Below are 22,680 nucleotides of genomic sequence, written 5' to 3'. Positions count from 1 at the left end.
AAACGATGAAAGTATACCATATAATTTTGATAAGACAAGTTACTTTTTTATGCCTTAACTAAATGCACAAACCATTCCATATTATCTTTACTCTATATATGCTGATATTATAGTATGTGAAACAGGCGGGAGACCATCTGAAGGATAAGGTTCGTATATAGAGCCGCTATTATATCGTCGAACATCACCCCGAATGCGCCGGAGACCTTCTCCACCCTCTTCGCCGGGAACGGCTTCGTTATATCGAAGATACGGAATAACAAAAATCCCAGCAGGATAAGCACCGGCCTGGCAGGTATCAGGTACAGGGCCAATAACATGCCGCACGCCTCGTCTATGACTATCATGCGGGCATCTTTGCGTTTATATATGCGTTCGGCTTCCGCCGAGAATATCATCCCCAGCATGAAGAGAAACGCTATGGAGTAGCCGTACAGGAGTATGCTCTTATTCACCACGAAGTATACGATAAGCCCCGCGATGCTTCCGAGCGTCCCGGGCATGACCGGTGAATGGCCTATATAGAAGAAACTCGTTATCAGCTTAATGTGTCTTTTCATTGGTGTAGACCTCCCTGTTCTTTACCAGATACGATACGCCGCTTATAAGCGTCAATACCACGGTGATGCACATAAGCGCAAATATCGTATTTTTGTACAGGACCTCGGTACGGTCACTCCAGAATTCAAAGACCTTCATACCCGCCTCCCTGAATATCAGGAAGAGGAGTATGGCGAATATCGCGGCGAACTGCGAGACGGTCTTATGCTTCCCGCCGTCGTCGGACTGTATGACCCTGCCCTTCGTCAGCGCCAGGACCCGCAGGCCCGTCACCGCCACTTCCCTGAAGATTATGACCACGACCATCCAGGCCGGTACAAGTTCCATCTCTACGAACGCCAGGAAGGCGGAGAGGACCAGTATCTTGTCCGCTATCGGGTCCATCAGCCTCCCGAAGTCGGTTATCTGGTTGTCCCGCTTTGCAAAATACCCGTCCAGGAGGTCGGTGAGGGACGCGGCCAAAAAGACCATAAGCGCAAACGTTTTAGCCAGCAGGCCGTTCGCAAATAGGAAGAACATGAATATGACCGTCAGCGCTATCCGTGATATGGTCAGCTTATTGGGTAAGTTCATGGTGCGGTCACTTCCCTCCCCCCGGTCATACGGATTCTCCTACAAGGTCGTACTCGAGCGTGTCGGTGATCCTGACACGGCAGAAATCTCCCACCCTGAGGCCCTTGCCCGTAATATATACGGCGCCGTCTACCTCGGGTGCGTCACCCTCGGAACGGCCGAGGAACCTGTCCTTCTCCCCGGATATCTTCTCGTCGACCAATACCTTTATCGTCTCTCCCAGGAAAGACCTGTTCAACTCTGCCGATATGGCCTTCTGCGTCTTCATCAGCTCATCATATCTTTCCATCTTGACCTTCTCGGGGACCTGGCCGCGGAACCCTGCCGCCCTCGTCCCGTCCTCACGCGAATATATGAATACGCCGAGCCGCTCGAACCTCATCCGCTTTACGAAATCGATGAGTTCCCTGAACTCTTCTTCCGTCTCGCCCGGGAATCCCGTTATTATGGAAGTCCTGAGCGTTACTCCTCTTACGTTCTTTCTTATCTTTTCCAGAAGGCCGATGATCGCCTTCTTCGTCGTATGACGGTTCATCCGTTTCAATATGCTGTCGCTTACATGCTGTACCGGTATATCGAGGTATTTACAGATCTTCCCTTCATGCGCGATCGTATCTATGAGGTCGTCGGAATAATGCGCCGGGTGTGTGTAGAGGAGACGTATCCATCCCACGGACGTCCTCATCCGGCATATGGTCCTGAGCAGGGCCGGCAGGGTTTCTTTACCCGGCCTGTCCCGGCCGAAGAGCGTCGTATCCTGCGCTATCAGATCTATCTCCCTCAGGTCCCCGCCGGCCGATAACCGCTTTATCTCTCCGGCTATGGATGCCATCGGCCTGCTCCTGAAAGAGCCCCTGAGGCGCGATATGATACAATAGCTGCAGCTATTGTCACATCCTTCCGCTATCTTGACATATGCGTAATGTTTCGGGGTAAGCAGCGAGCGGGGCGAGTCCTCCGTATAGAGGTGGTCGAGCTTCCGCGATACGGCGCAGGAGACGCCGTGCCCCAGCCCCTTTACCAGTTCTCCTATCCGGTGAAAATCGTTCGTGCCTATGAGGAGGTCGATCTCGGGGATATCCTTAAGAAGCTCTTTTTTCCCGAGCTGCGCAAGACACCCCGCGACCACCATATGCCTTATCTTACCATCTCTCTTAAGGGATGCGGCCTGGAGTATCGCGTCTATAGATTCTTCCCGCGCGGAGTCGATGAACGAGCATGTGTTAACAAGGCATATGTCGACCCCATTTTCGATATCTGTCAGCTCGAATCCGGCCCTTTTCAAAGAACCGACCATCACTTCAGAATCGACAAGGTTCCTCGGGCATCCTAAACTGACGATCCCTACTTTGGCCATCGATATTAGCGTATCCTGATACCCTGCGATGTCACTTCAAGGTTCTTTATCACACCCTTGCGGGGCGACCCCCACGACTTATCGTCCAGGATCAGCTCTATCGCCTCCCCGTTCGCTACGTAGATCTCTATCTTATTATTTGCGGAGAATGTCTCTACTGTGCCCTTCGAAAGCAGCCTCTTGAATAGGACCTCTCCGTCCCGCTTCAGCTCCACCATTACGGCCTTGTTCACCTTAATGGTCAACCTGAACGGCCCGCTCTTAACGGCCGTCTGTACCGCGGCAGGGCTCCTGGCCGGCGCCGGGGCCTGCTGGGCGGGCTTTGCCTTGGCCGCGGTTTTGCTCCTGACCGGCGTTATAACCTGCCTCGTCTTCACCGCCTTCCCTTTCCCGGGGAGGACGGCCGGGCTGGTCATGGCAGGCCGGCTCTTACGTACGGAAGAGAGATACGAAAATATCCTTTTGCCCAAAAACGATATCAGGAGGAGAAGCGCGATCAGGAGGAGGATGATGCTCAAGGCGTGTATGAAGTGCGAGGCGATCTCGGATGACTTCACCTCCGGCATCTTCTCTTCCCTGGGGCCCTTCCCGCCCGCCTTTGCGGAATTTATAAGGTCGTATTCGTCGAGGACCCATTTTACATCCACTCCTACGTGGTGGGCATACTTCTTCAGGAAGCTCCTCACATAGGTGGGTGTGAGTATATCGTCACAGCGCCCTTCCTCGAGGGCCCTCAGGACCGTGGAATGGATATGCGTCTGTTTGTGGACCTGGTCTATCGTGAGCTCTCTCTTCTCCCGTGCGCCTTTAAGCCGCTCACCCAGGGTCGTCATCGATCTCTTTGAAGTCCCTATTTCATCCGCCACTTTTCGTCTGGTACTCCTCTATACTTATAAGTATATCCCGGGGCTTGGACCCCTGATACGGGCCCACTATGCCTTCGTCTTCCATCATATCGATCAGCCGGGCCGCGCGCGTGTAGCCGAGCCCCAGCCGCCGCTGCAGGACAGAGACCGATGCCTGCCGCGTCTCCAGGATGAGCTTCACCGCCTCTTCATACACCTCATCCTTATCGAATTTCTTGAACGAACCCTTCTTCTCATTCTCCAGAATGCCCTCCGCGTAAGACGGCCCGCGCTGTGATTTTATAAAGGCGGTGATCCGCTCTATCTCCCTGTCCTGGATCAGGCTGCACTGCGCCCTCACCGGCTTCGATGCCCCCGGCTCCACAAAGAGCATATCGCCCCTTCCCAGCAGTTTATCGGCGCCGTTCATATCGAGGACGGTGCGCGAATCGACTTTTGAGGCCACCTTGAACGAGATGCGCGCAGGAAAGTTCGCCTTGATGACGCCGGTGATGACGTCAACGGACGGGCGCTGTGTCGCCAGTATGATGTGTATCCCGACGGCCCTGGAAAGCTGGGCGAGGCGCGTGATCGCGCCTTCGACGTCCTGCCGCGCTATCATCATGAGATCGGCAAGCTCGTCTATGATGACCACTATGTACGGCAGTTTCTTCATCGCGTCTTCTGCGGACGACGCGCCGGCGGATTTTGCCATCTTCTCATTATAAAGGTCTATATTACGGACTGTCATCTTTGCAAAGAGCTCATACCTTCCTTCCATCTCGCCCACGAGCCATTCCAGGACGCTTGCCACCTTCTTCGAGTCGGTCACGACGGGCGCAAGGAGGTGGGGGAGATCGTTAAATACCGCGAGCTCGACCCTCTTTGGGTCTATCATTATGAACTTCACTTCGTCCGGGGTCGAATTATAGAGTATGCTCGTTATGAGCGCATTGACGCATACGGTCTTACCGGACCCGGTTGCGCCAGCTATCAGGAGGTGCGGCATTGTGGAAAGATCGGCTATGACCGGGGTCCCCGCTATATCTTTACCGAGGCCCAGCTTCAATTTCGAGGCCGAATCCCGGTACTCTTTCGAATCGAGTATCTCTTTCAGGTATACCAGGGTGCTCGCGGAATTCGGCACCTCCACGCCTATCGTCCCCTTTCCGGGTATCGGGGCCACTATCCTGACGCTCTGCGCCTTCATAGCAAGGGCTATATTATCTCCGAGCGATGTGATGCGGTGTATCTTGACGCCCGGGGCAGGCTCTAGCTCATACCGCGTTATCACCGGGCCCCTGTTGTAATTCACGACCTTCGCCTCTATGTCAAAATCCCTCAGCGTCTCTTCCAGTATGGTCGCGTTCTCCTGGAAGTCCTCCTTTATCTTCCTATTCTCTATGGGGGGAGGGGACTCCAGTATGTCGAGCCCCGGAAGTTTGTAACCGGACGGGTCGATACGCCTTGCCTCTACCGCCGCTTTCGCCCTGACAGGCGCCGGCCTTTCGGGCTGCGGCATAAGCTTCTTCCTGATGGCTTCGGCCGGCGAGAAGGCGGGCTTCTTTAAGGGCGGGGCGTCTTCGTCCCTCTTCTCCTTTAACTGCGGCGGGCCGGACGGCCGCTTTATCTTCATGGTCACCGCTTCGCGCTCTTCCATGATCCTCTCTTTAATGCCTGAGGGGAGCGAGCGGGCGCGCTTGAACAACCCCGAAAGGAACGGTATGAGCAAAAACTCCGTGGCGAGCAATATGGAGAGGAGAAAGAGGACTATTATGACGACGAATGCCCCTCCCCTTCCCAGGTATTTTATGAGAAAGTCCGAAAATACCAGCCCTACGGTGCCGCCGAGTCGGAAACGGAATGCGTTGTCTCCGCGTCCTATTATGGAGAAGATGGCGCTTGAGGCCATCACAAGGAAGAACGTCCCGAATATCTTGAAGTACAATTTCTGCGGGGTGATCCCGGAAAACCGGGCTAGCGCCCACGTCAGGACAAGCACGGGTATGATATAGGCGCTCAGGCCCATGACGAAGAAGAGGACGGCCCCCAGGTAGGCGCCGAAGAGCCCCGCAAAATTCCTTACGGGATAGTTCGGGGTCGAGGTGAATAACTGAAGGTCTGAAAAATCGAACGTGATGAGGCTGATAAATATGAGGACGGCCACTGCAAAAAGAAGGACGGCCTGTATCTCATTCCACCTGGTCTTATCCATAACACCTGTAAAGGTAAAATGAACTAGCGTCTGCCCGTGTGGCCGAAACCGCCATGCGACCTCTCGGTCGCATCCAGCTCTTCCTTCACCGCGATCTCGGCGCGTATGACCTCGTTTATCACCATCTGGGCGATCCTGTCGCCCCGCCGTATGGTGAAGGGGTCCTTCCCGTGGTTTATGACGATGATGCTCAGGAGCCCGCGATAGTCGGAATCTATGGTGCCCGGGGTATTCACCAGGCTTATGCCGTGTTTGAGGGCAAGGCCGCTCCGCGGCCGTATCTGGGCCTCATATCCGACGGGTATGCTTACATAAATGCCGGTCGATATAAGCTTTATCTCGCCCGGCATTATCGTGACTTCGCTTTCGACGTCAGCCGAGAGATCCATCCCGCTCGAACCTGCCGTAGCGTAACACGGGACCGGCATGTCATCGCAGCCGTCTTTTTTCTTGATCGAAACCGTAACGCTCTTCAAATGAGCTCAGAGATCCTATTTAACACGGACCGGCGCGTCAATACAGGCGGCCTTATCTGGGACGGCGGTGCGGCCTGTCCCTGTCACCGCGTTCGCGATGTTCGCGATGCTCGCGGTGCTCTCCCCCGCCCTCCGCGGGAGAAGAAGGCGAATTGACCTGTTTACGGGAGAGGTTGACACGGCCCTGTTCGTCGATCTCTATGACCTTCACCGTAACTTCGTCGCCGACCTTTACCTCGTCTTCCACGTTCTTTACGAACCTGTCCGCCAGTTCCGACACATGGATAAGGCCTTCCTTGCCGGGCATTATCTCGCAGAAGGCGCCGAAGTTCATTATGCGTTTTATCGTGCCGGTGTAGACCTTCCCGACCTCCGGCTCTTCGACTATGCCCTTCACTATGTTGACCGCCTTCTCCATCGCCGCCGGGTCGGTAGACGCTATCTGGACAGTACCGTCATCGTCTATATCGATCGTGACGCCTGTATCCTGTATTATCTTCTTTATTATCTTGCCGCCAGGCCCTATCACCTCGCCGATCTTATCCTGGCTTATCTTGAAACTCACGATACGGGGCGCGAACTCCGATACCGACTCTTTGGGCCTGGCGATGACCTGCATCATCTTCTCCATCACGAATGCCCTGGCCGTCTTGCCCATCTCGAGCGCCCTCTTTATGAGGACCGTATCGACGCCGCTGACCTTGAGGTCCATCTGGAGAGCGGTGACTCCGACTTCCGTCCCGGCGACCTTGAAATCCATATCACCGTAATGGTCCTCAACGCCTGCTATATCCGCAAGGAGTATCTTCTCGTCCTTGTCGGTTATGAGCCCCAGCGCTATGCCGCTCACGGGTCTCGTGATCGGGACCCCGGCATCCATCAAAGAGAGAGAACTTGCGCAGACCGTAGCCATGCTGGAAGAACCGTTCGACTCGAGTATATCCGATACGACCCTGACCGTATAGGGGAACGCCTCTTTGGAGGGCATGACGGCCTTAAGCGCCCTCTCCGCAAGGGCCCCGTGCCCTATCTCGCGCCTCCCCGGCCCGCGGATCGGCCTGACCTCCCCCACGGAGAACGGGGGGAAATTATAGTGGAGCATGAAGCTCTTCTGCGTCTCGCCCTCCAGCGCATCTATCTTCTGTTCGTCGGCGCTCGTCCCGAGAGTCGTCACCGAAAGGCTCTGGGTCTGCCCGCGCGTGAATAAGCTCGACCCGTGCGTGCGCGGCAGCACACCCACTTCGCAGGTGATCTGCCTTATCTCGTCGAAGCGCCTGCCGTCGACGCGCTTCTTCTTCCCGACGATGAACTTCCTCACCTCTTCCTCTTCGACCTCGAAGAGCGCGTTCTTCACTTCCTTCTCGCTGTATCCCGAATCCTCGGTAACGAGTTTCCCGATAAGCTCTTTGGAGAGGAGGGCCATCGCCTCTTCCCGCTGCTCTTTGGTGCTCAACCGGTTGATCTCGTCAAGCCGCGCCACCGAAGACGCGCGGACCTTATTGAGAAGCTCTTCGCTGGTCAGGCAGAGCTGGAACTGCCTCTGCGGCTTACCGCACTCCTTAATCATCTTCTCCTGCAGGTCTATGATGGGCTGGAGATGCTTCTGGCCGAACGTTATGGCGTCGAAGAGCACCTCCTCGCTCAACTCCTTGCTTTCGGACTCTATCATGACTATCTTTGAGCCGGTGCCGGCTATCACCAGGTCGACGTCGCTCGTGGTAAGGTCTTTGAATGTGGGATTTATGATGAATTTGCCGTCTATCCTGCCCACGCGGAGGGCTGCTATCGGCCCCTCGAACGGTATGCCCGATATCGAGAGCGCGGTCGACGCCCCTATCATGGCCAGGACGTCGGAATCGTGTTCGGAGTCGCTCGACAGCACGATAGCGACGATCTGAAGGTCGTTCACGAACCCTTTCGGGAAGAGCGGCCTTATCGGCCTGTCTATGAGCCGCGCTGTGAGGATCTCTTTCTCCGACGGCCTTCCTTCTCTCTTGAAGAAACCGCCCGGTATCTTCCCTGCGGCATAGGTCCTCTCCTGGTACTCTACGGTCAGCGGGAAGAAGTCGATATCTTCCCTGGTGTTCTCCGAACATACGGCCGTAACGAGCACGGCAGTCCCGCCGAGCTGGACCACGCAGGCGCCGTCCGCCTGCCGCCCCATCCTGCCGGTCTCTATCGTGAGTACCTCTTCCCCTAATTTTGTTTCGAATTTGTTTATCATATTTTCCTTTTTCTTTATAATAATCACAAATTAACACGGATCTCTAACGGATAAACACGGACAATCCGTGTCCATCCGATTTTTATCCGTGCATATCCGTCTTATTTTCTCAGGTCCAGCTTCTTTACTATATCCTGATACTCTTTTTCGTCTTTACGCTTCAGATACTCCAATAACCTTCTCCTGATGCTGACCATGCGCAGAAGCCCGCGTCGAGAGTGGTGGTCGCGCTTATGCATCTTAAAATGGTCCGAGAGGGAATTTATCCTCTCCGTGAGAAGCGCTATCTGCACGCTCGGGGATCCGGTATCCTTCTCATGCACCTTGAAACCGGTTATGAGTTCTTTCTTCTTCGTCTTTTCCAACACCAATTTACACCTCACTTTTTGGTTATATTAACATAATTATACTATTTTGTAAAGCCCAAAATCTTCCGCGCCTGCGCCGCGTCGCGCATTATCCGGGCCGTTAGCGACGCCTTGTCACGGAACTTCAGCTCATCCCTCATCTTCCTCACGAAGAGTATCTCTATCTCCTCTCCGTATATCATCTTATTAAAGCCGAATATGTGAACCTCTATGGTAGGTTCTCTCTCTGGGCCGGGATCGAAAAAGGCCGGCCTGAGCCCTATATTCAGGATACCCCCGAACATCTTTCCGCCGTAATTGACCCTGACGGCATAGACGCCGTAAGGCGGCACCGCTTCGTGGTGAGGATCGATATTCGCCGTAGGGAACCCCAGTATCCTGCCCTTGCCGAGGCCGCTGACTACCGTGCCCAGTATGGAGACGGGCCTTGCCAGCAGCACCGACGCCCTTGCCAGGTCGCCCTTTATTATAAGATCGCGTATGAAACTTGAGCTCACGACTCGGCCGTATCTGCGCACCGGCCGGACGGCCCGGACCATGAAACCGAGATCTCTCCCCAGGAACTTAAGCGTCGATACGGTGCCCGACCCGCCCCTGCCGAAAGAGAAATCCTCTCCGATGTATATCTCGCGCGTGCCGAGCCCGGAGCGCAGTATCTCGCCGGCAAAGCGCCCGGGAGATATCCCGGCAAGCCCTTTTGTAAATTTCATTATGACGACGTAATCTACTCCCAGCCGGCATATGAGCCGTATCCTGTGAGCGAGCGACATGATGCTGGGGGCGCTATGCCTACCCGACAGTACCTTCGCCGGATGGGGATCGAACGTCACCGCGACGCTCGGTATACCCATCTTTGCCGCCCGCGCCACCGTCTTGCGTATCACGCTGACGTGCCCTACATGGACCCCGTCAAATACGCCTATCGTCACGACGGAACGCCTGATCTTTATTCCCTTCGTTCCTTCTATGATCTTCATATATGGTAAAGCCGCTTTTCCAGTTCCCCGGCCGTCGAGGACTTCAACTCTTCGATGCCAAGCGCCTCGCCCAGGACGAACTTTCCCGACCTCGTCCTGCGCAGTTCAGACATATACGCACCGCACCCGAGCCGCGCGCCTATGTCCGCGCAGAGCTGCCGTATGTACGTACCCTTGGAACAGGTCACTTTGAATGATATCTCGGGAAGTTCCACGCGTGATATCTCAAGCTCCTTGATGAATACCGTGCGCGGTTTCACGTCGACCGTCAATCCTTTGCGCGCCAGCTCGTACAGTTTCTTTCCTTTGAACTTGACCGCGGAGTACATGGGAGGGACCTGTTCTATCCGGCCCGTGAATCTCTTGAAGACATCCTCTATCTCCTGCCGGGTGAAGCTTACGCCCGCGCATCTCTCGGTCAGCTTCCCCTCAGCGTCTCCCGTATCCGATGTCGCGCCGACCATGAGCGTCGCCTCGTACTCCTTGTCATCGCTGAGGAACGCATGCGAGGCCTTCGTATATTTTCCCAATAAGAGCACCAGAACGCCCGTCGCCATGGGATCGAGCGTCCCGCCGTGCCCCGCCTTCCTGATCCCGAACCGCCTGCGCACGAGATCGACGACATCATGGCTCGTCATTCCTTTGGGCTTGTCTACTATTAATATGCCGTCCATAGTTTTAGCTTTCAGCTGTCAGTCATCAGCTTTCAGCAATTGCCAGCTTTTTAAGTTTTTAGCTGAAAGCTGACTGCTGAAAGCTAACTACCCTATTTCTGCCGCAAAACCTCTTCCACCTTCGCCAGTATCTTGCGCTCGGCATCGGCGAGAGAGCCCGCGATGACGCATCCGGACGCCTTCTTGTGGCCGCCGCCGCCGAAGTAGGAAGCTATCTTGTTCACGTTCACGTCGCCCTTCGACCTGAAGCTGACGCTGATAGAGCCCTTCTCCTTGGGATCTTCCCTGAAGAGTATCGCGACCTTCACCGTATCTATCGACTTGGCATAATTCACGAACCCCTCCGACTTCGCTATATCGGCCCCCGTACTGCGCAGCATATCGCCCGTTATTTCGGCGTATGCGACCTCCCCCGTGCCGTTCACATTTATAGAGGAGAGGACCATGCCGAGAAGTTTTATATCGGCCATAGAACGCCGTTCGTATATATTCTCGGATATGCTGCTGGGGTCGAGGCCGTAACCGAGGAGCTCGCTCACTATCGCATGGGTGACGCTTGAGGTGTTGTCGTAATTGAACGATCCTGTATCCGTAAGTATGGCGATGTAGAGGTATAGCGCCACCTCTTTGGTGATCTGCCGGGACGCATCCCTGAAGAGCCGGTATATCATCTCTCCGGTAGAGCTGGCATCGGGGTCCACCCAGTTCACGTCCCCGAATTTCTCGTTCGATATGTGATGGTCCACATTGATGATATAGGTGCCTTTCGGTATGAGATCGGCCACCTTCCCTATCCGCTTCATGGTAGGGCAGTCGAGGATCATGGCGGCATCGAAGGTCCTGCCTGCCTTCAGCGAATTCAGCACATCGCCCGTCCCGGGCAGGAACTTGTAGTGCTCCGGCACGCTATCGGCGTCGAGTATGAACGCCTCTTTGCCGAGCGCCGTCAGGAGGCGCTTCATCGCCAGCTGGCTGCCCAGAGAATCGCCTTCCAGGTTCACGTGCGCGCTTATCAGGAAGGTCTTATGCTTCTTTATCGCTTCTATCACCCTTTTCATGAGCTGTCTCCTTTTTAACCCTGTCCAGAAGGTCCAGTATCTCCCTCGTCTTCTCGAAAGAATCGTCTATCCGGAAACTGAGCTCAGGCACAAATCTCAGCTTGATACGATCCGCTACGAGGTTCCTTATGTACCCCTTCGCGTTGTTCAGCCCTTTCAGGGCCAATTTCTTATTCTTAATATCTCCCAGGACGCTGAAGTACACCTTGGCATATCTCAGGTCCTTGGTCAGCTCCACAGACGTTATCGTCAGGAACCCGAGACGCGGATCCTTGAGCTCACCGTGTATTATCCTGCTCAACTCCTGCCTCAGCGCTTCCTGCACCTTCTCCGGTCTCGTCGTCATATTTTACGCTCCGTCAATACGGTTAACTAAAGATCTCAGGTATTTGAGCTCATCCTCCCTTGCCGGAAGGGCTCCGTCGATCTTCCTATACAGGACTTTCCGGAGTATCCTGCTGAATTCCGGACCGGGTCTCAGGCCAAGCGCCTTAAGATCGCTCCCCCGGACCGTGAGGCCTGAGCCGCTATACTTCTCAAAAAAATCTTTTATCCTTGATCTCGCCTTCTTCGAATCGGCCCTCGCCATAAGGAAGAGGACGTTTTCGTAAGAGAGCGGCTCGAGCAATCTGTATACTACGTGCGGCGGGACCGCCCCCTTTACGCCCAGGGCTCTCATTATAGCCCGGCCATGCTTCTTATGCGACAATATCCGCATCGTCTCCCCGCGTCTGAATGCGAAACGCCCGCAAAGTTCGCGCGACTGTGCATATGTCAGGCCGTCGATAAGCGCCATGAGATATATGATCCACCTCTCGATCGGCGCTCTTCCGGAAAGGGCGTCCTCATACCGCGCCGAGACCTCACCGACAGAACCGCACAGCCTCATGGCCGCCTCATCGAACTTTATACCGGGATGGATGGACCTGAGCCCGTGAAGGGCCGCCATCCTCTCCAGCACCTTAACGGGGTCCTTCTCCTTCAGTATGAGGATTACCTCGTTCCGTATCCTCCCGGGGGCGACTTTGTCTAACATCCCCGTCTTCACCGCATCCCGGATGAGGCGCTCGGTGCGGCGGTCTATGACAAAACCGAACCTCTGCTCGAAACGGACCGCCCTGAATATCCTGGTCGGGTCATCGATGAAACTTGAGTCGTGCAGTACGCGTATGCGTCCGTTCCGCAGGTCCGTCTCCCCGCCAAAAAAATCGACGAGCCGGCCGAAACTATTTTTGCTGATGCTGGCCGCCATGGCGTTTATGGTGAAGTCGCGCCGCATCAGGTCATCCCTGAGAGAGCCGGATTTCACCACCGGTAAAGCTGCCGGCCTCTCATATATCTCTGTGCGGGCCGTGGCGAGGTCTATCCTGACCCCTTTGCCGGCGAAGACGGTCGCGGTCCCGAAACGCTTATGAGTGACAACGGTTCCGCCGAGCTTCTTCGCCAGAAGACGGCCCATGGCTATGGCGTCGCCCTCTACGGCGATATCCAGGTCCGAGTTGCCTGTGCCGAGGAGGATATCCCTTACGGGCCCTCCGACTATGAATGCGCCGTATCCGCAGGAACCGGCGAGAAGCCCTATCCTCTCCAGGAGCTTCAGGGTATCCTCCGGAAGCGCCGCGCGCATCTCCTTTGAGATATTTCTATGTGCCGTCATCGGGTCCATGTTTCCCTGATGTCAAGGTCGCGGATGGAACTGGCGGTGTATCGACTTCAGCCGCTCCTTGTTTATGTGCGTGTAGATCTGGGTCGTCGATATGTCGGCGTGCCCCAGCATCTCCTGTACCACCCTGAGGTCCGCTCCGCGTTCAAGGAGATGCGTGGCAAATGAGTGCCTGAGCGTATGCGGCGTGATATCCTTCTTGACCCTGGCGGCCTTTGCGCACCGTTTGATCATCTTCCAGAAAGATTGGCGGGAGACCTTCCTCCCGAGCCGCGTCAGGAAGAGATGGCTGTCCGTCTTCTTCTTCAAAAGCCGCGGCCTCACCTTCTCGATGTAACGCAGGACGCTGTTCTTCGCCTCTCTCCCTATCGGCACTATACGTTCTTTGCCGCCTTTCCCTTTGCACTTTATGAACCCCACATCAAGGTTAAGGCCGTCCATCGTCAGCTCCACCATCTCCGAAACACGCATGCCCGTCGCGTACATAAGCTCAAGCGCCGCCTTGTCCCTCAATCCCATCCAATCCCGGGTGTCCGGAGCGCCCAGGAGCTTTTCGACCTCAAGCGCCCCCAGCACATTCGGAAGAGGACGTATCAATTTGGGCGATTCAAGCACCCCTGCGACATCCTCTTTCACAAAACGTTCCTGTACCATGAATTTGTAGAACACCTTTATCGCGACAAGCGCCCTCGATATCGAATTGCTGGACAGGCCTTTGTCCTTCAGATACAGTAGGTAGCCGGTTATATCGGACCTCTTGACCTTTTCGGCATCGGGATGGCCCTTCTTTTCCAGGTGGCCTAAGAACGAGATGAGGTCGGTCCGGTAAGAGGCGATCGTGTTCCTGCTGAGCCCTCTTTCGACGGTCAGGTAATTCAAAAACTCATCTATGAGCGTCTTCATTTATTCAGCTTTCAGCTTTCAGCTTTCAGCTTTCAGCAATTATCAGGTTTTTGTTTTAGCTGATAGCTGTGAGCTGACGGCTGATAGCTCTATAAGAACGGGTTCGACCGTTTCTCTTCGCCTATGGTCGATGATTCGCCGTGGCCGGGGAGGACGGCCACATCATCGTCCAACACCAGCAGTTTACTCTTTATCGACCTTAAAAGGAGCGCGCCGTCCCCGTACGCAAAATCGGTGCGCCCTACGCTCCCCGCGAAGAGGGCATCACCGGTAAAGACCGCGCCTTCCCATCTTATAGATATGGACCCGGGCGTATGTCCCGGCGTATGCAGTATCTCCAGGCGGACGCCGCCCAGCATCACCTCATCCCCATCGGACAACAGCCTCTTCGCCTCCGGAGAGCGCACCGGGAAACCGATATATTCGGATAAGTTCTTTTCCGGGTCGGTCAGGAAATCTTTGTCAAGATGATGTATATATACGGGCGCATCGAAGCAGCCGTTAGCGGCGATGTGGTCCCCGTGGCCGTGCGTGTTTATTATGAACCTGAGCGTCAGGCCCTTTTTGTTCAAGGACCTCTTTAACCTGTCCGGCTCCGCCCCCGGGTCGATGAGGCATGCCTCTCTCGTCTTCGGGTCGGCCAGGAGATAACAGTTGACGTCCATGGGCCCCACGATAAAATGCTCAAAGATGGTGTCACTCACCCTGTCCCGGCTCATCCTCAAAACTCTTCTTAAGGTAATCTTTCACCTTGTCGTAAGGGAAGGCGCGTTTTATGAGACGGTCCTCCCGCTCCAGCGTCCTCCTCGAATAATCCCTGTTCGCCTGCGAGATCTCGTTGCGGAATATGGAATCCCTCAGGGACTCCATCTTTTCGATATGCGGGGTGAGCTCATCCCCTTTCTCCTTGACCAGTATGCTGCGCATGTCTTTGAGGTTCCCCACTATCTCTTCTATGCACCTCATATCTTTTTTATGGTTCTCCCCCAGCACCCTTATCAGCTCGGACTGCCATGTCATCCAGTAGGAGTAGTGTTTTTTGTAGAGTTCCGGGGTGGGCTTCTTTTCGTACTTCTTGACCTGGTATATACGCGGCATCTTCACCGCATCTTTCTTCTTCCTGGTGAACTTCTTCCTGAGCGCGTCACACCCCGTAAGGTTCACGGCCAGAAAGAATATGAGAAAGATCGTCAATGCCTTTTTCATCTCTTCACCCCGTCATCTTTTTAAACTCTTCTTCGCTCAGCGTCCTCACGCCGAGCGATCTCGCCTTCTCAAGTTTTGAGCCGGGTTCTCCGCCCACGACAAGAAAATCGGTATTCCTGCCCACGCTCGAGGAGACGTTCCCTCCGCATCTGCGTATGGTCTCCTCTGCCTCACCCCTCGTGAACGAGACGAGAGTCCCGGTAATGACAAATGTCTTCTTGCTGAGCTTCCCTCCTCCGGGAAGGGCCCCGGCCGCGTCCCGGGCCATCGCGAGACCCGCATCTTTAAGCTTCTTGAGTATCCTCAGGTTCTCTTTACTGGCAAAGAAGGCATTGATCGACCCGGCCATAACGGGCCCTATCTCACCGACGGCGGTCAGCTCTTCTACCGTCGCCTCTTTCAATCTTTCGATAGTGCCGAAATTCTCCGCAAGGACCCATGCCGAGCGCTCGCCTACGTGCCGTATGCCGAGGGCATATATGAGCCGGTTCAGGCCGTTGGCCTTGCTCTTCTCGATGGCATCCATCAGGTTACGCGCGCTCTTTTCCGCCATCCGTTCCAGCGATCTCACTTCTTCGAATTTAAGATAATATATATCGCCGTAATCCGCGGCCAGCCCCTTCTCCACCATCCTGTCCACCATCGAATCGCCCATGCCCTCGATGTCCATGGCATCCCTTGAGGCAAAGTGACGGAGACGCTCTTTGACCTGCGCGGGGCATCCGGCGTTCTCACACCGTATGGCGACTTCGTCCGGGGCCGAAACGAGCTTCGAACCGCAAGCGGGACACTTCTCCGGGACGCGGAACGGCCGCTCCTTCCCGGTCCTCTTGTCTTTAGCGACGCCGAGGACCTTGGGGATTATCTCGCCGGACTTCTCTACATAGACACGGTCGCCTATCCTGAGGCCCAGCCGCTCTATCTCGTCGAAGTTGTGCAGGGTCGCCCTCGAAACGGTGGAGCCGGAAAGATGCACCGGATCAAGGATGGCTACGGGGGTTATGGCGCCGGTCCTGCCGACCTGCACCACGATATCCCTGAGGCCCGTCATCGCCTTTTCCGCCGGGAATTTATACGCGATCGCCCACCGGGGGCTCTTCGAGGTCACTCCAAGGGACCTTCTGGCGGCAAGGTCGTTCACCTTAAGGACCATGCCGTCGATGTCGAATTCGAGCTTCCCTCTCTTATCCGCCCATGAATCACAGTACTCTATCACGCCGTCAACGGTCCCGCAGAGCCTGTAATGCGGGTTTACCCTGAAACCGGCCCTCTTCAGATATTCGAGGACCTCCAGATGCGTATCGAACTTCACGCCGTCATAATGTCCCGCGCCGTAAACGTAAATATCGAGATGCCGCTTTGACACTATATTCGGGTCGAGAAGCTTCAGGCTGCCTGCGGCGGCGTTCCGCGGATTGGCAAAAGGCTCTTCCCCCGCCTTCTCTTTACCGGCATTTATATCCTCGAAACCCTTTCGTGTCATATAGACCTCGCCCCGGACCTCCATAAGGCGCGGGACCCTGCCGCATCCAGGATCGAAAGAGAGCGGTATCGAACGTATCGTCTTCAGGTTGTTCGAGACGTCGTCCCCCTCTACGCCGTCCCCGCGGGTCGCGCCGCGCGTCAGGACGCCGTTCTCGTATAAAAGCGATATGCTGACACCGTCAAATTTCAGTTCCACGACATACTCGACCGGGCCTCCCTTAAGGTTCTTCCTGACCCTCTTGTCGAATTCCCGTATCTCTTCGGCCGAATAGGTATTGTCCATGCTGAGCATGGGCGCGATATGCTTCACTGCCGGAAAGGCCCTGGCCGGCTCGCCCCCGACCCTCTGTGTCGGAGAATCCGGCGTGACCAGGGCCGGGTGGGCCTTTTCGAGATCGACCAACCTCCTGTAAAGACGATCGTACTCCTGGTCTGAGATCGACGGCTTGCTGAGGACATAATAGAGATGGTCGTGGCGCCTTATGGCGTCCCTCAATTTACCTATCTCGGCCCTTACGCTCTTCAGGTCCATTCTCACGCCCCTTCGGCCAAACGCAAAGCAAGTTCCCGCGGAAGCCCTGCGGACATGATCTTCTTCTGCGCGGCCCCTATGTCATATGCCGCCCTCTTTATCTCTACGGTCCGCTCCCTTTCGTCGTATACGACGAAAGAAGCCCTGGGGTCGGAATCGCGCGGCTGGCCTATGCTCCCTGCGTTCACCACATACCTCTTACCGCTCTCAAGCGTAACGCCCGTCCCGGAAAGCGGACGCACCCTACCCGATGCTGAAACGAAGATACCCGGACAGTGGGAGTGGCCTACAAAGCATATATCCGTATTCATCATATCCGCGGTGGGAGAAGCATCATCGGCGGTCAATATATAAGAAAAGCTCTCCGGCTCATCGAGCGTGCCGTGGACTACGGTCACCCCATCCCGCTCGTATACGAGCGGGAAAGATCCCAGATAGCCGATATCGTCCTTCCCCAGCACGCCTTTCGTCCATATGACGGCGGACCTTGCCATATGATTGAAATAACTTATATCCGCGAGACCTGCAACTCCCCAATCGTGGTTGCCGGCCACGGTAGCCTCCGGCTTAAGGGACCTAAGAAGGGCTATGCACGATGCGGGATCGGCGCCGTATCCTACGACGTCGCCGGTCGAGAGGTACCTGTCTATCCCCTCCGTTGAGAGCGCGTCACAGACGGCCCTGAACGCCTCAATGTTGCCGTGTATATCTGAAAGTATGGCATATCGCATATAGGCAGTCAGCCGTCCGTTATGTCAAAACCTTCGAATTCGCCCGTAGCTTCAGCCCATTCGATATCGGCATCGCTTATGTAACCGTCGAATATATTCTTGATCTTACCGAGAAACTCTTTTAGCGACACCTCCGGCCCCTCGCACACCGTCTCCACCCTGCCGTCCCCTAAGTTCCTGACCCAACCCGACAGCCCGAGCGAGCCGGCCGTCCGTTCCGCGGCGAACCTGAACCCCACACCCTGTACAGATCCGGAATAATAGACGTGGATGCGCTTATGTGCGTACTTGACCATAAGTTAAGAGTGGCCCGCCTTCGCAATCAACGAGTAATAGACAAGGTGCTACGGCGGGCTCATCCGCCTTCGCCTTCAGCATATTATGGCATGATGGCTATGGCGGATAAAATCCGCCTTCGCCTTCAGCATATTATGGCATGATGGCTATGGCGGATAAAATCCGCCTTCGCCTTCAGCATATTATGGCATGATGGCTATGGCGGATAAAATCCGCCGAAGCATCTTCGCTACCCCTCATTGATTGCGAAGGCGGATGGTCGGGGCGGGCGGATTTGAACCGCCGACCTCTTGGTCCCGAACCAAGCGCGCTAGCCAGCTGCGCTACGCCCCGTTTTAAACTTGTTTCAACTCTCAGTAGGCACTCTGGTTTTTTCTCTGAAAAAACCAGAGTAGCCAACTGCGCTACGCCCCGTTTTAAACTCGCTTCAAACCTTTGTAGGCAAACTGCGCTACGCCCCGATGAATAACTGCTTTGTATTGCTACACTTATTGGCTTTTGCCCGCCGAAGCATCTTCGCTACTCCTCATTGATCGCGAAGGCGGGCTACGCCCCGATATAGATTCTCTTCTATCTTCTAATTAACATAATATTTTATCATATGAGGTTGCGGCAGGCAATAAAAAAGGCCTGATGGCTCAGGCCTTTAAATACGGGGATATTGGCACTCCCTTTACCAGTTCATGTCTTCAAAGAAGAATTCCGGGTCTCTCAGTATGGGGCCATAATTTTTGGGGAACGGTATGGGAAACGTCACTACCTCGTAAGCCCCCACAAGCACGCGCACCCCTGTCATGAATACGCCTTTAAGGACGCCGTAGGTCACACCCGCTATGGGACCGTCCGTATCGTTCACCCTCTTTATCTGCTCGACGACCTCGATAGGTGCCGTGCCGATATTGGCGACACCCCGTCCCAACTTTTTGATAGCCGTGTCACACTCGGCATAATTCGCCGAGGCCAGAAGAGATAGAGTAATAAGGCCGATGGTTATGGTATTCTTCATGATTTCACATCCTCCCTTTCACTCAAATATACCACAAAAGGTTATATTTTCCAAATATAAAGAGAATAATCTTATCTGCGCTTATGACAGGAACCCGGATCTTCGCAGCAGGTCTTCGGTTACAGGCGATGCGCTTCCCCGGGCGGCCATCTTTGATATATACTTCCCTATGAGATCGAACTCTATATTCACCCTCTCCCTTGCCCTCTTATCGCCCAGGGTAGTCGATCTTAAAGTATGAGGTATCAGATGGACGGTGAGCCTATCTCCTCTTACCGTGCCCACAGTAAGGCCCACACCATCAAGCGCTATCGATCCCTTATCCACCACCCAGGGAGAAAATTCGACCGGGAATCCCACCTCCATCACTGCGTCGCCGCCTCTCTTTTCTATCGAAAGTATCGTGCCGGGGCAATCTACATGGCCGGAGACGAAGTGGCCCCCCAGGGGATCGCCTGTGCGCAGGGCATCCTCAAGGTTGACGCGATGGCCTTCTCTCAGGTTTCCTATATCGCTCCTCTCCAGGGTCTCTTCCACCGCGTCGAACGTCAGGAGATCTTTGCCCTTCCCGGTAACGGTCAGGCATACCCCGTTCACCGCCACGCTGTCGCCGGGGGCCGCGCGTTCAAATACGGCCTTCGCCTCCACCCTTAACGTATAGATACCGTTCCTGGCCGAGAGCGAACGTACGATCCCTATCTCCTTTATTATCCCCGTGAACATCGCCTTATCGTCCCTTCTACAAGTATATCTCTCCCGAACCTTTTCATACGCACCTCTTCCACTTCTATGGCGTCGGCGACCCTGGCCGCTCCCATGCCCTCCACCGGTGTTACCGCGTCCCTGCCGCCTATTATCCTGGGCGCTATGAAGAAGAGGACCCTGTCCGCCAGACCCTCTTCGAGAAACCCGGCAACGAGCTCGCCTCCGCCTTCGACCATCAGGCTCGTTATTCCCATACCCGCAAGCCGTTCCAGAAGGTCCCTGATATCGACGCGTCCTGCTTTTATCCTGGTGAAGATGAGACGCGCCCCGGCCCCTTCGAACCTCTTCGCGGCCTTCCCCTTTTTTGTCGTGGCTATTATCACCGGTGATCTTTTCATACCCGAAAAGATCTTTGAATTTAAAGGCACCCTTAAACGACTGTCCACTACCACCCTGACGGGCTGCCTCGAGCCGGGTATCCTCGCCGTAAGGAGAGGATCGTCTCTCACGACCGTCCCGGCACCTACCATAACTGCGTCCGCGGATCCGCGCAGTCTGTGCACGTAACGGCGGGCGCTGTCCGATGTTATCCACCTGGAGTCGCCTGTCCTGGTGGCGATCTTGCCGTCCAGTGTCTCGGCGATCTTAATGGTTACGTAGGGCATCTTCTCCGTTATGAATTTCAGATAGGGCCTGTTCATCAGCCGCGACTCCTCTTCCATCAGGCCGACCGTCACCTCTATCCCGTGTCTGCGCAGCTTCTTTATGCCCTTTCCGTTATTCACAGGATTCGGGTCTTTCATGGCCGCGACCACCCTCTTTATGCCGCTCTTTATGATCGCGTCCGTACACGGCGGGGTCCTGCCGAAATGGTCACACGGCTCAAGGGTGACATATAATGTCGCGCCCCGGGCATCCCGTCCGGCGCGGCCAAGGGCGTTCACCTCCGCATGGGGAAGCCCCGCCTTCCTGTGGTAACCGCTCCCGACGACCTTCCCTCTCCTGACGATGACCGCCCCTACCAGGGGGTTAGGGCTTGTCATGCCCTCGGCCCTCTTTGCCAGCCTTATGGCCAGGCGCATGTAATGTCCGTCAGACGCCACGGCGTATCCTCTCCGACTCTTCCTTCAGCTTTTCCACCACGCTGTACGGGACCCGCACGCCGCCCATGAGGACCTTGCCTTTGCCGAGCCCGTGGCAATCCGAACCGCCGGTCGCTATGAGCCCGTAGCGCTTGGCCGTCTCTTCATAGTGTTGCACTATTATGGGCTTATGGTCCGTATGGTAGACCTCTATGCCCCTCAGGCCGTATTCGACGAACTCCGGTATGCACTCGTCCTTCCTTATTGTATAAGGATGGGCCAGGACCGGCACCCCGCCGACGCTCAATATCAGCTCTATGGCGTTCTGCGGAGAGAACCTTATGTTCGGCACATAGCACGGCTTAAGGAACCCGATATATTTGTCGAAGGCCTCCTGAAGGCGTTTTATCTTGCCCGCCTTCAACATCGCCTGCGCCATGTGAAGCCGGCCGACCGAACCTTTTCCCGCCAGTTTGAACACATCATCGGGATCTATCTCTACATTCTCGCCTTTAAGCTTATCGACCATCTTGTATACACGCCCTATCCTCAGTTTCTGTATCTCTCTCAACTTCTCCTGGAACCATGGTATCTTCCAATCGACAAAATATCCCAGCATGTGCACTTCTATATCCACCTTCTCGGCCGTAAGCTCTATCGCCGGTATTATCTCGACGCCGAGCTCGGCGCCTATGCGACGGCACGGCTCTATCCCGTCGATCGAATCGTGGTCGCATATCGCTACGGCATCTATCTTCTTCTCTACGGCGCAGGAGACGACCTCTTCCGGAGAGAATGTCGAATCGGAGTAGAAGGTATGCACGTGGAGGTCGGCGTATTTCATTTCGCTTTGTTCCTTTCGGTCTTATTGATCTTGTCAAGGATGCCGTTGACGAACTTTCCGGAATCCTTGTCACCGTACTTTTTCGCGATATCGATCGCTTCATTTATCGATACCTTCGGCGGTATCTCCGAGGAGAAGAGGAGCTCGTAAGTGGCGAAGCGCAGGATGTTCCTGTCTATTACCGCCATACGCTCAAGCTGCCAGTTGGTGGCATAATCCGACAGCACCTTGTCGATGACTTTCCTGTTCTTCGTCACCCCCAGGACGAGCGCATCCGTGAATTCCCTGACCGCCGCCTCGACCTCTTCGTTGTTCTTCCAGAACATCTCGATGCACTTATCGGGGGCATCTTTCGTTATGTCGATCGCGTAGAGCACCTTCAGCGCGCATTCCCTCGCCTTCGTCCGCTTCCTCATGTCCTCTCCTTATATTATTATACCTTGCCCGCCAGGTTCGCCATCTCGATCGCCGAGAGTGCGGCGTCGCGCCCCTTGTTGCCGTCCTTCGTCCCTGCACGCTCTATCGCCTGTTCGAGATTGTCCGCGGTGATGACACCGAAGACGCACGGTACCCCGGTATCGAGCGAGACCTTCGCGACCCCCTTGGCCACTTCGCTCGCGACGAAATCGAAATGCGGCGTCGCGCCCCGGATCACGGTGCCAAGACATATGACCGCGTCATACTTCTTACCCTTTGCCAGCTTCAGCGCGATGAGAGGTATCTCGAATGCGCCAGGCACCCACACGACATCCTGCGAACTATCCGCGGCGCCGTGCCTTGTAAGGGTATCGAGGCACCCCTCCAGGAGCTTTCCCGATATGAACTCATTGAACCGGGAGACCACCACCGCGAACTTCTTACCCTTTGCCATAAGATCCGCTTTTATCAGATTCGCCAT

At 55.2% G+C, this 22,680-nt stretch carries 25 protein-coding genes and 1 tRNA gene; all 26 read right to left on the bottom strand.

Features of this window, described 5'->3' with window-relative positions; all coding sequences use genetic code 11:
• Window positions 1-107: 107 nt before the first annotated feature.
• The 26 genes from WC515_03175 to ribE all read right to left on the bottom strand — a co-directional run bounded on the left by WC515_03175 (window position 108) and on the right by ribE (window position 22,680).
• Complete coding sequence (locus WC515_03175; GenBank protein MFA5146365.1) at window positions 108-560, bottom strand: phosphatidylglycerophosphatase A; 453 nt, start codon at window positions 558-560, stop codon at window positions 108-110.
• Window positions 544-1,134: a CDP-diacylglycerol--glycerol-3-phosphate 3-phosphatidyltransferase gene (gene pgsA, locus WC515_03170; protein ID MFA5146364.1), complete on the bottom strand. Its 591-nt coding sequence runs from the start codon at window positions 1,132-1,134 to the stop codon at window positions 544-546. Before pgsA ends, WC515_03175 begins: the two co-directional genes overlap by 17 nt.
• A gap of 25 nt (window positions 1,135-1,159) precedes the next feature.
• Window positions 1,160-2,491, bottom strand: a complete 1,332-nt coding sequence (rimO, locus tag WC515_03165) for a 30S ribosomal protein S12 methylthiotransferase RimO (GenBank protein ID MFA5146363.1) — start codon at window positions 2,489-2,491, stop codon at window positions 1,160-1,162.
• A 5-nt stretch (window positions 2,492-2,496) separates the two neighbouring features.
• A complete protein-coding gene (locus tag WC515_03160; GenBank protein ID MFA5146362.1) occupies window positions 2,497-3,357 on the bottom strand; it encodes a RodZ domain-containing protein in 861 nt (286 codons plus the stop codon).
• Window positions 3,347-5,551 (bottom strand): DNA translocase FtsK, encoded by a 2,205-nt coding sequence (locus WC515_03155; GenBank protein MFA5146361.1) that lies wholly within the window; start codon window positions 5,549-5,551, stop codon window positions 3,347-3,349. The genes WC515_03160 and WC515_03155 overlap by 11 nt, the downstream gene beginning before the upstream one ends.
• Window positions 5,552-5,574: 23 nt before the next feature.
• Complete coding sequence (dut, locus tag WC515_03150) at window positions 5,575-6,027, bottom strand: dUTP diphosphatase (protein MFA5146360.1); 453 nt, start codon at window positions 6,025-6,027, stop codon at window positions 5,575-5,577.
• A 52-nt stretch (window positions 6,028-6,079) separates the two neighbouring features.
• The gene (gene pnp / locus WC515_03145; GenBank protein ID MFA5146359.1) at window positions 6,080-8,251 is read right to left on the bottom strand and encodes a polyribonucleotide nucleotidyltransferase; all 2,172 of its coding nucleotides are present in this window, start codon (window positions 8,249-8,251) and stop codon (window positions 6,080-6,082) included.
• A 101-nt stretch (window positions 8,252-8,352) separates the two neighbouring features.
• A complete protein-coding gene (rpsO, locus tag WC515_03140; GenBank protein MFA5146358.1) occupies window positions 8,353-8,622 on the bottom strand; it encodes a 30S ribosomal protein S15 in 270 nt (89 codons plus the stop codon).
• 38 nt (window positions 8,623-8,660) lie between these two features.
• Entirely contained in the window at window positions 8,661-9,596 is a 936-nt protein-coding gene (ribF, locus tag WC515_03135; protein ID MFA5146357.1) for a riboflavin biosynthesis protein RibF, read from the bottom strand.
• Window positions 9,593-10,270 (bottom strand): tRNA pseudouridine(55) synthase TruB, encoded by a 678-nt coding sequence (gene truB / locus WC515_03130; GenBank protein MFA5146356.1) that lies wholly within the window; start codon window positions 10,268-10,270, stop codon window positions 9,593-9,595. Before truB ends, ribF begins: the two co-directional genes overlap by 4 nt.
• 92 nt (window positions 10,271-10,362) lie before the next feature.
• Entirely contained in the window at window positions 10,363-11,328 is a 966-nt protein-coding gene (locus WC515_03125; GenBank protein MFA5146355.1) for a bifunctional oligoribonuclease/PAP phosphatase NrnA, read from the bottom strand.
• Window positions 11,294-11,674: a 30S ribosome-binding factor RbfA gene (rbfA, locus tag WC515_03120; protein MFA5146354.1), complete on the bottom strand. Its 381-nt coding sequence runs from the start codon at window positions 11,672-11,674 to the stop codon at window positions 11,294-11,296. The genes WC515_03125 and rbfA overlap by 35 nt, the downstream gene beginning before the upstream one ends.
• 3 nt (window positions 11,675-11,677) lie before the next feature.
• Entirely contained in the window at window positions 11,678-12,985 is a 1,308-nt protein-coding gene (locus WC515_03115; GenBank protein MFA5146353.1) for a CCA tRNA nucleotidyltransferase, read from the bottom strand.
• 21 nt (window positions 12,986-13,006) lie between these two features.
• Window positions 13,007-13,894, bottom strand: coding sequence for a site-specific tyrosine recombinase XerD (gene xerD, locus WC515_03110; protein MFA5146352.1), 888 nt, complete (start codon window positions 13,892-13,894; stop codon window positions 13,007-13,009).
• 89 nt (window positions 13,895-13,983) lie between these two features.
• Entirely contained in the window at window positions 13,984-14,613 is a 630-nt protein-coding gene (locus WC515_03105; protein ID MFA5146351.1) for an MBL fold metallo-hydrolase, read from the bottom strand.
• A complete protein-coding gene (locus tag WC515_03100) occupies window positions 14,591-15,100 on the bottom strand; it encodes a hypothetical protein (protein ID MFA5146350.1) in 510 nt (169 codons plus the stop codon). The genes WC515_03105 and WC515_03100 overlap by 23 nt, the downstream gene beginning before the upstream one ends.
• A gap of 4 nt (window positions 15,101-15,104) precedes the next feature.
• Window positions 15,105-17,117, bottom strand: a complete 2,013-nt coding sequence (ligA, locus tag WC515_03095; protein ID MFA5146349.1) for an NAD-dependent DNA ligase LigA — start codon at window positions 17,115-17,117, stop codon at window positions 15,105-15,107.
• A gap of 2 nt (window positions 17,118-17,119) precedes the next feature.
• Entirely contained in the window at window positions 17,120-17,848 is a 729-nt protein-coding gene (locus tag WC515_03090) for a metallophosphoesterase family protein (GenBank protein ID MFA5146348.1), read from the bottom strand.
• Between the two features lie 8 nt (window positions 17,849-17,856).
• The gene (locus tag WC515_03085; GenBank protein ID MFA5146347.1) at window positions 17,857-18,144 is read right to left on the bottom strand and encodes an acylphosphatase; all 288 of its coding nucleotides are present in this window, start codon (window positions 18,142-18,144) and stop codon (window positions 17,857-17,859) included.
• Between the two features lie 257 nt (window positions 18,145-18,401).
• A tRNA-Pro gene (locus WC515_03080) sits at window positions 18,402-18,478 on the bottom strand.
• Window positions 18,479-18,818: 340 nt separating this feature from the next.
• Window positions 18,819-19,151, bottom strand: a complete 333-nt coding sequence (locus WC515_03075) for an exosortase system-associated protein, TIGR04073 family (GenBank protein ID MFA5146346.1) — start codon at window positions 19,149-19,151, stop codon at window positions 18,819-18,821.
• Window positions 19,152-19,232: 81 nt separating this feature from the next.
• Complete coding sequence (locus WC515_03070; GenBank protein MFA5146345.1) at window positions 19,233-19,874, bottom strand: riboflavin synthase; 642 nt, start codon at window positions 19,872-19,874, stop codon at window positions 19,233-19,235.
• The gene (ribD, locus tag WC515_03065; protein ID MFA5146344.1) at window positions 19,859-20,959 is read right to left on the bottom strand and encodes a bifunctional diaminohydroxyphosphoribosylaminopyrimidine deaminase/5-amino-6-(5-phosphoribosylamino)uracil reductase RibD; all 1,101 of its coding nucleotides are present in this window, start codon (window positions 20,957-20,959) and stop codon (window positions 19,859-19,861) included. Before ribD ends, WC515_03070 begins: the two co-directional genes overlap by 16 nt.
• Window positions 20,949-21,782 carry a PHP domain-containing protein gene (locus WC515_03060; GenBank protein ID MFA5146343.1) on the bottom strand — a complete coding sequence of 278 codons (834 nt, stop codon included), beginning with the start codon at window positions 21,780-21,782 and terminating at the stop codon, window positions 20,949-20,951. Before WC515_03060 ends, ribD begins: the two co-directional genes overlap by 11 nt.
• Window positions 21,779-22,198, bottom strand: coding sequence for a transcription antitermination factor NusB (nusB, locus tag WC515_03055; GenBank protein MFA5146342.1), 420 nt, complete (start codon window positions 22,196-22,198; stop codon window positions 21,779-21,781). The genes WC515_03060 and nusB overlap by 4 nt, the downstream gene beginning before the upstream one ends.
• Before the next feature lie 17 nt (window positions 22,199-22,215).
• Window positions 22,216-22,680: a 6,7-dimethyl-8-ribityllumazine synthase gene (gene ribE, locus WC515_03050; GenBank protein MFA5146341.1), complete on the bottom strand. Its 465-nt coding sequence runs from the start codon at window positions 22,678-22,680 to the stop codon at window positions 22,216-22,218.

The organism is Candidatus Omnitrophota bacterium (assembly GCA_041650805.1).
Taxonomy (GTDB): Bacteria; Omnitrophota; Gorgyraeia; order 2-01-FULL-45-10; family 2-01-FULL-45-10; genus JBAZKM01.
This window is presented reverse-complemented; position numbering and strand designations above follow the sequence as displayed.